Raw genomic sequence first — 14,333 nt, 5'->3', positions numbered from 1 at the left:
AAGCCCCATTGGGGGGCCACCCGAAGGACGTGGCAATGGCGACGTGCGACCAGTGTGGCAAGGACGAGAACATGCCGTACAACTGCCGGCACTGCGGTGGCACGTACTGCGCCGAGCACCGTCTGCCGGAGAATCACGGCTGTCCGGGGCTGGAGGACTGGGGGGACCCGGACGGCGTGTTCGACAGCGGCTTCGACGACAGCGTCCGCGACGAGGGGAGTTCGGGCGGTCTCACTGACCGCATCGGTCTGAACACCGGCGTCGGCGGCCCGCTGGGCTACTTCCGGGGGAACATGACGTTCGTCTTCCTCGGGCTGATGTGGATCACGTTCGCGCTCCAGCTGATCGCACAGACGGTCCTCGGTCCGGCAGTCAACTTCGCCGGGACCCCGGAGTTCGAGCTCTACCGCAGCATCTTCGTACTGACGCCCCAGCACCCCGAGTACGTCTGGACGTGGGTCACGTCGGTGTTCGCCCACGGCGGCTTCGGCCACATCGCCGTCAACAGCATCGTCGTCTACTTCTTCGGCCAGCACGTCGAGCGCTACGTCGGGTCGCGGAACTTCACGCTGCTGTTCCTGGGCAGCGGGATGGCCGCCGGACTGGCCCAGATCCTGCTCCAGCTGTTCCAGGGCGTCGGGGTCGGCGGCGGCGTCGTCGGGGCAAGCGGCGCGGGGCTGGCGATCATGGGCGTGCTGACGGTGCTCAACCCCGACATGCGCGTCCTGCTGTACTTCCTCGTCCCCGTGCCCATCTGGGTCATCACGGGCTTCTACGCGGTGATCAGCGTGCTCGGCATCATCGGGCCGAGCCTGGCCGGCGCGAACGTGGCGAACGCCGCCCACCTCGTCGGGCTCGCGGTCGGGCTGACCTACGGCCAGCACGTCAAGAACAAGGGCGTCAGCACGCCCAACCGGATGCGCTTCGGCGGCGGCGGTGGGCCGGGCGGCCCCGGCGGTCCCGGCCGCGGTCGCGGCCCGTTCTGATGGAGCCGGTCCGCCCGGAGTACGTCCCCGACGCCGCGCTCTCCCGCGCGGAGATGGAGTCGCTCCAGCGCGACATCGCCGCCGACGCCGCGTTCAAGAACGGCCTCCCCTTCGATCCCGCGACCGTCACCGAGGGGCCGCTGGCGACACCCGGCGCGGAGCCGCCGACGGTCGTCGGCGTCGACCAGGCGTTTCTCGACGAGCGCGCGGTGAGCGCCGTCGTCGCGATGCGGGACGGCGAGGTCATCGAGCGCACCCACGCCGTCACGCCGCTGGAGATACCCTACATCCCCGGCCTGCTGTCGTTCCGCGAGGGTCGGTCGATCCTCGCCGCCTTCGAGGAACTGGACGCGACGCCCGACCTCGCGCTGTTCGACGGGAGCGGCCGGATCCACTTCCGGCAGGCCGGGCTGGCGACGCACATCGGCGTCTGTCTCGACCTGCCCAGCGTCGGCGTCGCCAAGAGCCTGCTCTGTGGCCGGCCGCGGTCCTCGGTCGACGGGCTCCCGGAGGGCGCGCGCGTCGCCGTCGAGGCCGACGGCGACGTGGACGCCCCGGACGGCACGGTGATCGGCTACGCCGTCCAGTCCCGGCAGTACGATTCGGGGTCGACCTCGATCAACCCGCTGTACGTCAGCCCCGGCCACCGCGTCGACGCCGAGACGGCGGCCGATCTGACCCTCGGACTCGGCGGGGAGTACAAGCTCCCCGAACCGACGCGGCTCGCCGACGCCTACGCCGACGAGGTCAAATCGCAGGTGCGCTGACGACCGACGACCCCCGTCGAATGCGCCGGAACCGGCTAGCTTTACTGTCCCGCGGTCGACACCTCGACCATGACAGACGCGGCCACGGACGACGCCGTCGCGGCGGAGGCCGACGACGCGGCAGACGAGTCGAGCGGCTGTGCAAAGACGGTCCTCATCACCGGCTGTTCCTCCGGCATCGGGCGGGCGACCGCGAAGGCGTTCCTCGACGAGGGGTGGCAGGTGTACGCCACCTCGCGGGACCCCGACGACGTTGCGGACCTGGCCGAGGCCGGCTGCGAGACGGCCGCGCTGGACGTGACCGACGACGAGCAGGTCGAGGCGGTTGTCGAGCAGATCGTCGCGGACACCGGCCGGATCGACTGCCTCGTGAACAACGCCGGCTACGCCCAGATGGGGCCGGTCGAGGACGTGCCGGTCGAGGACGTACACCGGCAGTTCGACGTGAACGTGTACGGTCCCCATCGGCTCTCGCGGGCGGTCCTCCCCCACATGCGCGAGCGGGGCGACGGCACCATCGTCAACGTCTCCAGCCTCGCCGGACGCGTCTCCTACCCCGGGAGCGGCGTCTACTGCGGGTCGAAGTTCGCGCTGGAGGCGATGAGCGACGCGCTCCGCGCGGAGGTCGAGTCGTTCGACGTGGACGTTGCGCTCGTCGAACCGGGCCCGGTCGAGACGCAGTTCGGCGACCGCGTGGAGGACGAGGTCGAGGAACTGGACCGGACGGACGCGTACGCCTCGCTGTACAAGATCCTGGACGACACCGCCGCCATCGGCGGGGGCGGCCCGGCCTCCGTCCCGCCCCGGCGCGTCGCCGAGGTAGTCCTGAACGCCGCGAGTTCGACCGAGCCGGAGGCACGCTACCCGGTCGGCCCGTTCGCAAACCTGCTCGGCTACGCCGGGATCCTCCCGGCGAAGTGGCGCGACGCCGCCTACCGGCTGGTGTCGAAGGTTGCGGGCGTCCGGTCGTGATCGAGCGCCGCGACGCGCTCGCGACGACGCCCGCCCGCGACGCCGCGCTGGCCTGCGTCGAGGCCGGGATCGAGGCGGGCCACCCGCGAACGGTCGTCCGGAACGCCGTCTCGGTCGACGGCGATGCGCTCCGGGTCGACGATCGGACGTACGACCTCGGCGACTACGACGAGGTGCTCGTCCTCGGCGGCGGCAACGCGGCCGGGCACGTCGCGGCGGCGCTGGAGGCGGTCCTCGGCGACCGGATCGACGGCGGCGTCGTGGTGACGGACGACCCGGCAGCAACCGAGCGCGTGACCGTCCGCGAGGGTGACCACCCGGTCCCGAGCGAGCGCGGGGTCGCCGGCGCACGCGACGTACTTGCTGCCGCGGACGACGCCGGCGAGCGGACGCTCGTGCTCGCCGCGATAACGGGCGGCGGGAGCGCGCTCCTGCCGGCCCCGGCCGGTGAGGTGACTCTGAGTGACCTCCAGTCGGTCACCGACGCGCTGCTGGCCAGCGGTGCGGACATCGGCGAGATCAACGCCGTCCGGAAACACCTCTCGGCGCTGAAAGGGGGTCGACTGGCCCGCCGCGCGGCCCCGGCGACGGTCGTCTCGCTGCTGTTCAGCGACGTGGTCGGCGACGACCCGAGCGTGGTCGCCAGCGGCCCGACCGCGCCGGACGCGTCGACGTTCGACGGGGCGCTCGGCGTGCTCGACCGCTACGGTATCGACGCGCCGGCGAGCGTCCGCGAGCACCTCGAACGCGGCGCTGCCGGCGGCGTTCCGGAGACGCCGGGACCGGACGATCCCGCCTTCGACCGCGTGACGACTCACGTCGTCGCGGACGCCCGCACCGCCCTCCACGCGGCCCGCGACGCCGCGCGCGAGCGAGGGTACGAGCCGCTGGTGCTCTCCGCCCGGGTCCGCGGCGAGGCGCGGGAAGCGGCGAAGACGCACGTCGCGGTCGCCGAGGAGGCGCGCTCGACCGGCGACCCCGTCTCGCCGCCCGCGGTGATCCTCTCCGGCGGCGAGACGACCGTGACCGTCCGCGGCGACGGCGAGGGCGGCCCCAACCAGGAGTTCGCGCTGAGCGCCGCGCTCGAACTCGTCGGCGGTTCAGCGGACGGGGTCGCGGTCGCCGCCGTCGACACGGACGGCATCGACGGCGCGACGGACGCGGCGGGGGCGGTGGTCGACGGAGGAACGGTCGAGGACCCCGACGACGCCCGGGCCGCGCTCGCCGACAACGACGCCTGCACCTACCTCGACGACCGCGACGCGCTGCTCCAGACTGGAGCGACCGGGACGAACCTCAACGATCTGCGCGCGCTTGTCGTGGAGTAGCGGCCGCCGTCGGAGGCGAGCGACGGACCTAAAATTTAAGAATTATTTCATTTATTTCGATGTGATACACACTCACCGCTTGCTCCGAACTGGTGATTTTTTATAGGATAATTATATCGGTACTACCCAGATATGGTAAACGAACGGACGGTTTCGCGTCGGCACGTACTGAGTTCGGGTGTTGCGCTGAGCGCCGCGCTCGCCGGGTGTACCGGGGGCAGTGGGTCCGACGGTACGGAGACGGCGACCGACGCGGACACGGACACGGATACGGACACGGAAACCGCGACTGCAACGGAGACGACCGCGGATCCGGGGCCGACGCTGGACGAGTTCGAGTATCCCGCCGGCGCGAGCCGGGACGGCGTCGACGGCACGACGCTGTTCGGGACCCACGAGTCGACGCTGACCGGAGCCGGGACGCTGACGGTCGAGGGTGAGATCACCCGGGAGCTCCCCGGCTTCTCCGCGACGGAGACCATGACGAAGAAGATCGGCTCGGACGGCATCGCGGGAACGATCGAGAGCGGGGACCTGACGGAGTCGCTCTGGTCCCCGGACGACGAATCGGTCGCGTACGTGCAGATGGCGGCCGGGTTCGAGGAACGGTACCGGATCGACAACGAGTCGCCGCAGCCGCGCGAGCTCGCGGAGCTACGCCGCTTCCGGGGCCTGCTGAACGGGGCGGCCTGGGGCGAGGCACTGGAGGTCGTCGAAGGCCCGTCGGGATACGCCGTGACGTACGAGGCGACCGGCATCGCCGACGAGAACGCGCTGCTGCAGGTCGCCCCCGGCGAGAGCGTAAGCGAGGTCGAGGCGCGGATCACGGTCACCCAGTCGGGCTACGTCCGGGAGGTCGGTTACGACATCAGCGTCGCTCGGGGGAGTGACACCGTCCGGCAGGACGCCGTGCTGGCCGTCGGGAGCGTCGGGGACACGACCGTCCCGGAACCGGAGTGGGCCGACACGGCGCGCGAGGAGGGCGTTCGGTTCGAACGCGGACTGACGTCCGACGGCCGGGCGGTCGAACTGGAGATGGTCAACGGGACCGAGATATCGGCGGATGCCCGGACCGCGCTGTCCGACCGTCGGGGGCGCGGCGAGGGGCAGCTATCCGAGCCCCTCGCCGAAGGTGACCGGCTGTTCCTCGCACTCTCCGACAGCGGCGAGCTGCTGACCGCTCGGGACGGCGTTCCGGAGGGGGCGCGGCAACTGGAAGCGTTCGCCAGGGCGACGATCCGGTACCGGGCGTATCCGCTGCTGGTGACCGAACTGCAACTGTAGCGGGCCGGCCTACTCCAGGCAGGCCGCCACGATCCGGAGCATTTCCTCGCCGCGGACTTCGTCGGCAAAGAGCGGCACGCGCCGGACCTCGTGGCCGCGGAACACGTCCTGTGCAGCCGCCAGCGCGTCCTGCTGCACGTCCCAGCGGCGCTGGCAGAACTCGCAGGTGTCCAGGTTCGGCGAGACGAACCGCGAGGCGTCCACGTCGTCGGTCACGTCCGCGAGGTCCTCCATCACCTTGTTGACGACGACGGTGCCGACGGGGATCTCGAACTCCCGGAGCTGGTCTAACAGGCGCTCGGACTCGACGACGCTCATCTCCTCGGGCACCATGACGACCCGGAAGTCCGTCCGGTCGGGGTCCCGGAGCGTCGCCCGGAGGCGCTCGATCCGGTCGCTCAGTCGCCGCAGGTCGTCGATACCCTCGTCGACCTCCGCCTCGCTCGCGCCGCCGAACATCCCCTTGAGGCCGTCCATCATCCCGCCGAGGCGCTCGCGGAGGGAGAGCATTCGGCCGACCATCGTGTCCATCACGTCGGGCAGTTCCAGCAGGCGGAGCGTGTGGCCGGTCGGCGCGGTGTCGACGACGACGCGGTCGAACCGGTCGTCGTCCAGATACTCCATGAGCGTCTGCATCGCGGCGGCCTCGTCCGCGCCGGGCATCGCGCCGCCCAGCAGCGACTCCATCGGGCCGCCCTCGCCGCCGAGCAGTTCCCCGAGCCCGCCCATCGGTCCCTCGCCCTCGGCGAAGGCCGCGGAGCCGTCCTCGATGGCGGCGTCCGGGTCGATCTCGGCGGCGTACAGCGGCACCTCGTCACGGATGCGCGTCGGGCGGGGCGGCACGTCCGTCTCGAACGTGTCCGACAGCGAGTGCGCCGGGTCGGTCGAGACGACGAGCGTGGTCGTCCCGCCCTCGGCGCTGGCCAGCCCCGTCGCGGCGGCCATCGTCGTCTTGCCGACGCCGCCTTTCCCGCCGTAGAGGACGTACTCCGCGCTCGGGTCGAGCGACCGCGCCGTCCGGTCGACCGACGCCTCCTCGTCGACCTCGTCGACCGGCTCCACGTCGATAGAATCCATGCGTCCGCGTAGCCAGCGGACGCTTGTGTACCCGTCGGTTACTCGTCGAGGTCCGACTCGCGGGTCACCGTCGGGCCGCCCGACCCGGACAGCGGGTCGTCGTCGGACTCCTCCAGCAGCTCGCGGAACTGCGCGTCGAGGTCGTCGTCGCCGTCGTCACTGCCCCCGTCACTCCCGCCGGCGTCACCGTCGACCGCGGCTTGCAGGTCATCCAGCCGCTCGTCCAGCGCCGACACCTCCGTCCGGAGCTCCAGCATCGTCTTCTCCATCCGGTCGACTCGCTCGGCGTCGGCCGAATCGCCCCCGCCGTCGGAGCCGGACGCCGCAGCGGCGCGGGCGGTCGCCGCGGCCTCGTCCACCCGGTCGTCGAGCGCGTCCACGCGATCGCGGAGGTCGGCGACGGCGTCGTCCGCGCTCCCGGCGTCGTCCTCGACCGACGAGAGGCGCGCGTCCAGATCAGTGGTTTCGGCATCGATTCGATCACGAAGGTCGTCGGCGTCGGCACGGAGGTCGGCGACGCCGGACTGCAGGTCGTCGACTGTTGCTTGCAGGTCGTCCAGCCGCTCCGTCGTGGCATCGGCGCGGGCAGCCGCCGTCTCGGCCCGCTCCGAGGCGGCTTCCGCGTCGTCGCTGGCCGCGGTCGCGGTCGCTTCGGCGGCGTCGACGCGGTCGGTCAGCGAGTCGACCCGTGCCGCGGACGCCGCGCCGTCTTCGGGGACGCGCTCGTCCACCGTGTCGATCCGGTCGTCGACCGCTGTTATCCGGTCACCGAGCGTGTCCACGCGGTCGCGGAGGTCGGCGACGGCGTCGTCGTCCGCTCCGTCCTCGGCCGCCGCGAGCCGGTCGTCGAGCGCGTCCACGCGGCGTTCGAGCGCCGCCGTCGTTTCGGCGACCTCGTCGAGTCGGTCCGACGCGTCGGCGTCCTCGACCGTCGTCACGCGCTCCTCGACGGCGTCGAGTCGCGCGGGCGCGTCGTCGATCCGGTCGACGCGCTCCGAGAGGTCGGTCACAGTCGACTGAAGGTCGTCGACCGTCGCTCGGAGTTCGGCGACGGCGTCCGCGGTGTCGTCGTCGCGCTCCGCGTCCGCGAGGCGAGCGTCGAGTTCGTCGACGCGGTCGGCGTCGGCGGCTCCGCTCAGTCGGCTTCGCGTCCGGAACGCCAGTCCGAGGGACCCGAGCGAGAGGGCGACCGCGAGGGCGAGCAGCCCAGTCACGATGGGTTCGGGCATTGCGTACAACGACCGAGGTCGCCGATATAAACGTTGGCCCGAACCCGGGCACATCCGCCCCGTCAGAAGTACTCGGCCAGTCGCGCCGCCGCGGCCTCGACCTGTGGCGTCACCAGCGCGAATCGGATCCAGTCCTCGCGGGCCGTGCCGAACGCCTCGCCGGGCATCCCCGCGACGCCGGCCTCGTCGATCAGCTGGAACACGTTGTCCAGCGTGCCGGGGAAGCCGTCGAACCGCGCCATGACGTAGAACGCGCCGTCGGGGCGGGTGTACTCGGCACCGGCCTCGTCCAGCGCGTCGGTAAAGGTGTCGACGCGCTCGGCCATCGTCTCCCGGTTCCGGGCGTAGTACTCCGGCGGGGTCTCCCGGAGCGCCTTGAGCACGGCGTACTGCGCGGGGCGGCTGCCGGCGACGTTGACGAGCATGTGCCGGCTCTTGGCCCGGTCGACTATCCCCGGCGGGAAGACGGCGTAGCCGACGCGGAGCCCGGTGATCGCCATCGATTTCGAGAACGCGTTCGTGACGATCCGGTGGTCCGAGTCGATCGTCAGCGCGCTCTCGAAGCGGCCGGAGAAGTCGAAGTGGTCGTACACCTCGTCGCAGAGCAGCGTCGCCTCGTGGTCCTCGGCGACCGCCACGAGTTCGCGCACCGTCGCCTCGTCGTACACCGCGCCGGTGGGGTTGTTCGGCGTGTTGACGACGATCAGCGCGGTCTCCTCGCTCGCCCGCTCGCGGACGGCCGCGGGGTCGAGTCGGCCGTCGTCCTCGGTCGGGACGAACGTCGCGTCCGCGCCGAGCATGTTCGTCTTGCCGGGGTAGTACGGGTAGACGGGGTCCGTGAGGATCACCTCGTCGCCGTCGGCCACCTCGAGCGCGGCCGCCATCGCCAGGTAGTTCGCCTCGCCCGCGCCGTTGGTGACGACGACCTGCTCGGTGTCGACGTTTCGCCGCGCGGCGATCTCCTCACGCAGTTCCAGCAGGCCCTCGCTGGGCGGATACTGGAAGGCGTCGGCTCCGAGGTCGGCGTACTCCCGCAGACCCTCCCGAAGCGCCTCCGGTGGCCCCCAGTCGGGGTTGCCCGACACCATGTCGATCACCTCGCCAGCGGCGGCGTCGCCGACCGCCGGCCACTCGCGGTCGCTCTCGCCGGCGTCGGCCGCGTACTCCATGACCCTGAAGAACAGCGGCGTCTCGTAATCAAGATTCATAGAGATTTAATCGACCTCCAGTTCATACCCCACCAAGGCCCAGAAGCGCCAAACCGCTTTCCCATCCGCCTGACCGTGGCATTTATCCCCAGATGGCGACTTATGTACCCACACATACGACCAAGAATTTTATGATTTACGGGGTGCTGCATCACGATATGCGACCTACTGAACAACAAGCAAGGTCGTCCGCCAAACAGATTCTTAACGATGTACCCGCGAGCGAGGTCGTCGGGTTGGAACTGGAGAGCCATATCGAAGGGTCCGAGTATCAATTCAGATATGAACTGAACCAAGCTGAATGGGCGGAGCCAAGCGCATTAGTGTGTACGGTGGGCCACTACGGACCATTTCGATCTGTTGAAATCCGAACTGAATTGAGTGGGGGCGCAGAGGCAGATGCCGTCGGTTTGATCAGTTGCTACTACTGAGAGTAGACTGCTTCATTTCCCAAGTATACTGCCGTCAGCGTATTTCTCTTCGTATTCGTCCTCTTCAGCTACTAGAATGAGAATCCCCTCTACTAACCCGAGAAGAGCAGGGATACCCGTCCAAAAGAAGCACAAATAAATGATTCCGTTTTTCGTGTTTCCTTGATAGAACTTGTGGACACCGATTCCCCCGAGGAGAATCGCTAGGATGCCTGCCGCAACTTGTTCGCTATCAGAATCCGATTCGTATGTAGACGGTTGCTTTACGCCGCACTCCGGACAGATCTCTGCTTGTTTATATATTAGCTCGCCGCACTCAACGCAATATTTTTCATCCTCAGCACGGTCCTTATGGCGACCTTCGAGATCTGTTGATTGATTCACCCCACAGTTTGTACATACTTCGGCATTGTCATTGATTTCTCCCCCACAATTGATACAGTGTTTCATCTCAATAGAGGACGGTTGACTTACGAGCCTTAAATAGTTGGTTCACGCTCGGATGATCTTTCAATGGCTATCAGGAGTATAGCAACAGTCGCATACACAACACCAATGATCAGAATGCGTGTTTCCAATTCCAGCAATAGTCGTCTGAGTGCCATTCCGTATCCGAATCCCAGTAACACCCCCGTGACAGTTCGAATAACGTTACTGCCGTTCGTTTTCCCAAACGAAGTGATTGCCCAGTCAATGAGTGCAGGTAATGGTAGCAGGGCAATCACAGGGACACTCGCTAATTGAAATGGATACATCAACGCCAACAGGATCCCCGGATAGATACCGGAACAACGTGCGCAAAGATAGATCTGCCGGCTAAAGAAATTCAGTTCGTGGCATCTATCCCGTTCCTCGGGGGCATGATGAGATAATAGGAACGGCCGCGTGGCAGCTAATCCTTTCCGCAGTTCATCTCTCATAACTTGTAGCGTCGTCGGCTGTAGCTATCTACTGAACCCGTCCTAAAGTTAGTGTTGTCCCGGAGCGTTATTCAGAACCCCATCGGCATGGTGAAATCTGAACCGTTTCTACAATCCGATAGCCTCGCAATTTCACCTGCTCGATCCGAGCGTATGGAAACATCATCGACCTCCCCAACACCACGCTGGTTGTATCCATGGTTGGTTAGTCAATGAATCCGTGTAGGGGTACTGGGGGTTCGGCTGAAAGGTCGTCCCTTGGCAGGACGGGAAACCTGCTCGTAGTTCGGCTACTTCGGACTTGCTCCGTGCTTGTTTGCCGCATCACGAACATTGGTTTGAGCGATTTGGAGATACTTTTCCCTCATTGGGAGATGAGTATAGCCTATCAACTCCTGTAGTATACTGGAACAACTGCCGAATTTCTACCTCGGAGGTATCAACTACGTCTCGTACTCCATACGCCACGATCCGGCACCGGGCAGGTGTACGTTTTGGTCGGCGTGTCCCGCGCCGGACAGTTAACTGCCCGCGGGCCGTGGGGGCGACCATGAGCGACGACATCGCCACGCGACTCGGCGACCGACTGCGCGACGCCGGCGGGACCGTCGCGACGGCCGAATCCTGCACCGGCGGTCTCGTCGGCGGGCGGATTACGGCCGTCCCCGGCGCGAGCGACTACTACCTCGGGACGGTCGTCGCGTACGACAACGACCTCAAGCGCCGCCTGCTCGGCGTCACCCGCGAGTCGCTGGACCAGCGAGGCGCGGTGAGCGCGGCCGTCGCCCGCGAGCTGGCCCGGGGCGTCCGGGACCGCACGGACGCGACGTGGGGCGTCTCGACGACCGGCGTCGCCGGCCCGTCGGGCGGCACCGAGGAGACGCCAGTGGGCACCGTCTACATCGGCGTCGCCTACGCCGGCGAGTGGGGGACCGAGTCGTCGTACGCCACCGCCACGCGCCACGAGTTCGACGGCGACCGCGCTGCGGTCCGCGAGGCGACGGTCGACCGCGCGCTCGGCGACCTGCTCGCGGAACTCGACGGGTAGGCCGCGGCCGGGAACACGCCTGACCGACCGGGCGGCCCGCCGCCAAGGGAAAACCTTGTGCCGGTCCGGTCCGAGCCTCGGAGTACCGATATGAACAAACGAGGACACGTCCTCAACGCGATACTCCTGAGCATCGGACTCGGCTACCTGCTCGAACCGGCCGGCGACGAGCAGACGTTCATCACCATCGCCGAGGTCGGCGTGCCGGTCGTGCTCGGCGCGCTGTTCCCGGACGTCGACACCGCGTTCGGCAAGCACCGCAAGACGCTCCACAACTTCCTCGTGCTCGGGGCGTTCGTCGCGTTCCCCTACTACTTCGGCAACCTGGAGTTCGTCTGGATCGGCATCCTCACCCACTACGTGCTCGACGTTGCGGGGAGCAAGCGCGGCATCGCGCTGTTCTACCCGTACTCACAGGAGTACGGCCTGCCGATCGGCGTCGCCGTCAGCAGCAAGCACTCCGAACTGGCGACGGTCGTCGTGACGGCCGTGGAACTCGTCGCCGCCTACCTGGTCATCTACCGGATCCCGCAGCTCAGCCTCGAACTCGGCGGGCAGACGATCGGGTTCTGACGCCGCGAAAAGGAGCCGATCTCGGCTGCTTCAGCCGATATACCGCAGGTCCTCGTCCGTCGGCACGTCCATCGACTGCTGCTGTTCCATCTCCTGGATCTTGTTGATCACGTCCTCCATCTCGTCGGCGCGCTCCTCCAGGGACTCGTAATCCACCTCGAAGCCGAGCAGGTCCTCCAGCGTCTCCAGCACCGCCCGCGCGCTCTTGGGGTCGACGAGGTAGCCGCTCGTCTCGCCCATCAGGCAGGCGGCGTCGAACTCGCGCCGTCGGCCCAGACCCAGCAGGAGGCCGCTGACGCCGACGATGCCGCCGGCCGGCTCGTCCTCGCGGAACTCGACGCCGATCGCCTCCAGGTCCTCGACGAGGCCGTCGTTCGCGGCCGCGCCGAGCACGTCGTACTCCTCGATGAGTTCGCCGGTCGGCACGCCGCCGAGCGAGTACACCTCGTCGACGCCGAACGACTCGGCCACGTCGAGAAACGCCGACGCGAGCCGGTAGTGGCCGACGTTGTCCTGCGCCTGGTGGTCGCCGGTGAGCACGAGCAGATCCCGGGCGTCGCCGTCCTCACCGTCGTCCGCATTCTCGGACGCGACGCTCTCGGCTTCGATGGCGTGGAACTCGGCGCAGGTCAGCGCCGCGACGCCCTCGTCGTCGATGTCGACCTGCGGCGGGAAATGCTCGGAGTACACCCGCCGAACCAGCGTGCTGTCGAACTCCTCGACCAGATGCTCGGCCGCGAGCTTGCCGACGTGGCCGACGCCGGGCAGGCCCTCGACGAGCACCGGGTCCGACAGGTCGGCCTCGGCGACGGTCTCGATGTCGAGTTCGTCCATACGGCTTACTCGCGGGCGCGCCGCTTAAGAGCGCGTCGGTACTCGCCGTACGGGTCAGCAGGATCGAACGGGGCTGGCGCGGAGTTGACGGCGTCCGCGCCGCAGTCGGGACAGGAGTCGGAGAGCGTGTACACCGGGCGGTCGTGTTCGTCGTCCCAGGCCGAACACACCCGGATGTCGGATTTCATCGTGGTCGCTCCCGCCGACCACCAGTGGTCGCCCGCACCGCCCCCGGCGATACCCGGTGACCAGTGAGAGCGAACACGGTCATTCCTCGTCGGTGCGACGGTCGCGGTGGAACTCGCCGGTCCCGCCGAGTTCCGCGATGCGGTCCGCGGCGCGGGCGGCGCTTTCCTCCAGCTGGGATTCGGCGGTCTTGTAGTTGGGCGCGCGCACACGGATCCGGTACTCCGGCGCGCCGACGTAGGTCACTTCGAGGTCGACCTCCTCGGGGACCTCGCCGTTCCCCTCGGCGGCCTGCAGCGCCTCCTTGATCGAGTCGACGCCGTCGCCGTCGGGGCACTCCAGGTCGACGTAGCCGGTCACGTTGACGTACGGGACCGACACGTTCTCGCGGGCCGTCTCGACGATGGCGGCGACCTCGTCGTCGTCGAGGTCCGTGTCCGCCAGGGCCTCCTCGCCGTGGATGGCGGCCTGCTCGAAGCCGTCGTAGAGGCTACCGTGCACGGCGAGCAGCTCGTTGGCGACCGTGCCGTACGTCTCGTCGTCGATGTCCTCGCCGAAGGCCAGCTCCATCCAGTTGTCGGCCTTCTGCTCGTTTTTCCACTCCTGGATCTTGTCGGAGCGCTGGTGGTCGTTGACGTCCTTCAGCGAGAGGTCTATCTGCTGGGAGTCGCGGTCGACGTCGAGCACTTTGCAGACGACGGTCTGGCCCTCGCGGACGTGGTCGCGGACGTTCTTGATCCAGCCGCTCGCGACCTCGCTGATGTGGATGAGGCCGCGCTTGTCCTCGTACTCCTCCAGGTCGACGAACACGCCGAAGTCCTCTATCTCGTCGATCTTGCCGACGACGAGTTCGCCGTTCTCGGGCCAGCCGCTGAACTTCATCGTGCTTCGACGGTCTCGATCACTTCGCCCTCGTAGTCGGCCTTCCCGCCGGTGGGTCGCGCGAGCGTGTGCCCGCAGACGGCACACGACACTTCGGTCGAGGCCTTCTCGAAGACGGTCTGTTCGTTCTCGCAGTCCGGACAGCGGACGGTGTGGAAGCTTCCTGCCATTGGTTTAGTCGGTGAGTTCGAGTCGGCCGGCGCGCCATCCCTCGCGGAGGTGAGCCTGACCGCAGTCGCCGCAGCGGTACTTGAGGTCCGTCTTCTTGGTGGGCTTGTCGCCGCCGGGCACCTTGGAGAACCGACCGCGGTTCCCGATCCCCTTCGAGCCTTCCTTCTGCTTGCGGTCGTCCCACTTCATCCCGGTCGAGCGGCCGCCGCGGACCTTCTCGACCTCGTGTTCGTTGTGTTCGTTACAGTGCGGACAGTACGTGTTGAAGCGTCGAGGCATCTCCATGGATATCTACCTTACGGGCAGTTACGCACCGGCGTTTAAAACCCGTTTGGTTCGGGGCGGCGGGGTACCGGTCCGGGGTCCGATGGAGTGTGTTGCTCCCGATGACAGCCGGATTAGTTCCCACCTCAAATTTCTTGGACAAAGTATTCAAG

General features: G+C 67.7%; 17 protein-coding genes. 7 read left to right on the top strand and 10 right to left on the bottom strand.

All coding sequences use genetic code 11. The annotated features are described in order from the left end of the window. Nucleotides 1–35 precede the first annotated feature (35 nt). The 5 genes from D8896_RS11200 (at nucleotide 36) to D8896_RS11180 (ending at nucleotide 5,337) form a co-directional block, all read left to right on the top strand. Nucleotides 36–986 carry a rhomboid family intramembrane serine protease gene (locus D8896_RS11200; protein ID WP_121822189.1) on the top strand — a complete coding sequence of 317 codons (951 nt, stop codon included), beginning with the start codon at nucleotides 36–38 and terminating at the stop codon, nucleotides 984–986. Beyond that, the gene (locus D8896_RS11195) at nucleotides 986–1,753 is read left to right on the top strand and encodes an endonuclease V (RefSeq protein ID WP_121822188.1); all 768 of its coding nucleotides are present in this window, start codon (nucleotides 986–988) and stop codon (nucleotides 1,751–1,753) included. The genes D8896_RS11200 and D8896_RS11195 overlap by 1 nt, the downstream gene beginning before the upstream one ends. 69 nt (nucleotides 1,754–1,822) lie before the next feature. Continuing rightward, on the top strand, nucleotides 1,823–2,725 hold the full coding sequence (locus D8896_RS11190; protein WP_121822187.1) for an SDR family oxidoreductase: 903 nt from the start codon (nucleotides 1,823–1,825) through the stop codon (nucleotides 2,723–2,725). After that, nucleotides 2,722–4,053: a glycerate kinase type-2 family protein gene (locus D8896_RS11185; RefSeq protein ID WP_121822186.1), complete on the top strand. Its 1,332-nt coding sequence runs from the start codon at nucleotides 2,722–2,724 to the stop codon at nucleotides 4,051–4,053. The genes D8896_RS11190 and D8896_RS11185 overlap by 4 nt, the downstream gene beginning before the upstream one ends. Nucleotides 4,054–4,185: 132 nt before the next feature. Further along, entirely contained in the window at nucleotides 4,186–5,337 is a 1,152-nt protein-coding gene (locus tag D8896_RS11180) for a hypothetical protein (protein ID WP_121822185.1), read from the top strand. Nucleotides 5,338–5,346: 9 nt separating this feature from the next. Here the strand turns inward: D8896_RS11180 and D8896_RS11175 are convergent, their stop codons facing one another. From D8896_RS11175 to D8896_RS20135, 5 genes are all read right to left on the bottom strand, one after another. Further along, nucleotides 5,347–6,414 carry an ArsA family ATPase gene (locus D8896_RS11175; RefSeq protein WP_121822184.1) on the bottom strand — a complete coding sequence of 356 codons (1,068 nt, stop codon included), beginning with the start codon at nucleotides 6,412–6,414 and terminating at the stop codon, nucleotides 5,347–5,349. Nucleotides 6,415–6,452: 38 nt separating this feature from the next. After that, on the bottom strand, nucleotides 6,453–7,643 hold the full coding sequence (locus tag D8896_RS11170; RefSeq protein ID WP_162991539.1) for a hypothetical protein: 1,191 nt from the start codon (nucleotides 7,641–7,643) through the stop codon (nucleotides 6,453–6,455). 62 nt (nucleotides 7,644–7,705) lie between these two features. Then, nucleotides 7,706–8,851 (bottom strand): pyridoxal phosphate-dependent aminotransferase, encoded by a 1,146-nt coding sequence (locus D8896_RS11165; RefSeq protein ID WP_121822182.1) that lies wholly within the window; start codon nucleotides 8,849–8,851, stop codon nucleotides 7,706–7,708. A gap of 443 nt (nucleotides 8,852–9,294) precedes the next feature. After that, complete coding sequence (locus D8896_RS11160) at nucleotides 9,295–9,732, bottom strand: TM2 domain-containing protein (RefSeq protein WP_121822181.1); 438 nt, start codon at nucleotides 9,730–9,732, stop codon at nucleotides 9,295–9,297. 29 nt (nucleotides 9,733–9,761) lie between these two features. Beyond that, nucleotides 9,762–10,202 carry a DUF2085 domain-containing protein gene (locus D8896_RS20135; RefSeq protein ID WP_121822180.1) on the bottom strand — a complete coding sequence of 147 codons (441 nt, stop codon included), beginning with the start codon at nucleotides 10,200–10,202 and terminating at the stop codon, nucleotides 9,762–9,764. Between the two features lie 550 nt (nucleotides 10,203–10,752). Between D8896_RS20135 and D8896_RS11150 the strand changes: the two genes are divergently transcribed. After that, nucleotides 10,753–11,250 (top strand): CinA family protein, encoded by a 498-nt coding sequence (locus tag D8896_RS11150; RefSeq protein WP_121822179.1) that lies wholly within the window; start codon nucleotides 10,753–10,755, stop codon nucleotides 11,248–11,250. Nucleotides 11,251–11,340: 90 nt separating this feature from the next. Continuing rightward, the gene (locus D8896_RS11145) at nucleotides 11,341–11,823 is read left to right on the top strand and encodes a metal-dependent hydrolase (RefSeq protein WP_121822178.1); all 483 of its coding nucleotides are present in this window, start codon (nucleotides 11,341–11,343) and stop codon (nucleotides 11,821–11,823) included. A 30-nt stretch (nucleotides 11,824–11,853) separates the two neighbouring features. Here the strand turns inward: D8896_RS11145 and D8896_RS11140 are convergent, their stop codons facing one another. The 5 genes from D8896_RS11140 to D8896_RS11120 all read right to left on the bottom strand — a co-directional run bounded on the left by D8896_RS11140 (nucleotide 11,854) and on the right by D8896_RS11120 (nucleotide 14,181). Further along, the gene (locus tag D8896_RS11140; RefSeq protein WP_121822177.1) at nucleotides 11,854–12,657 is read right to left on the bottom strand and encodes a proteasome assembly chaperone family protein; all 804 of its coding nucleotides are present in this window, start codon (nucleotides 12,655–12,657) and stop codon (nucleotides 11,854–11,856) included. Nucleotides 12,658–12,662: 5 nt separating this feature from the next. After that, nucleotides 12,663–12,845: an RNA-protein complex protein Nop10 gene (locus tag D8896_RS11135; protein WP_121822176.1), complete on the bottom strand. Its 183-nt coding sequence runs from the start codon at nucleotides 12,843–12,845 to the stop codon at nucleotides 12,663–12,665. A 79-nt stretch (nucleotides 12,846–12,924) separates the two neighbouring features. After that, nucleotides 12,925–13,725: a translation initiation factor IF-2 subunit alpha gene (locus D8896_RS11130; protein WP_121822175.1), complete on the bottom strand. Its 801-nt coding sequence runs from the start codon at nucleotides 13,723–13,725 to the stop codon at nucleotides 12,925–12,927. After that, on the bottom strand, nucleotides 13,722–13,895 hold the full coding sequence (locus D8896_RS11125; RefSeq protein ID WP_121822174.1) for a 30S ribosomal protein S27e: 174 nt from the start codon (nucleotides 13,893–13,895) through the stop codon (nucleotides 13,722–13,724). The genes D8896_RS11130 and D8896_RS11125 overlap by 4 nt, the downstream gene beginning before the upstream one ends. Before the next feature lie 4 nt (nucleotides 13,896–13,899). Continuing rightward, nucleotides 13,900–14,181 carry a 50S ribosomal protein L44e gene (locus D8896_RS11120; RefSeq protein WP_121822173.1) on the bottom strand — a complete coding sequence of 94 codons (282 nt, stop codon included), beginning with the start codon at nucleotides 14,179–14,181 and terminating at the stop codon, nucleotides 13,900–13,902. Between the last annotated feature and the right edge of the window lie 152 nt (nucleotides 14,182–14,333).

Source organism: Halostella salina, from assembly GCF_003675855.1.
Classification (GTDB): domain Archaea; phylum Halobacteriota; class Halobacteria; order Halobacteriales; family Natronoarchaeaceae; genus Halostella; species Halostella salina.
This window is presented reverse-complemented; position numbering and strand designations above follow the sequence as displayed.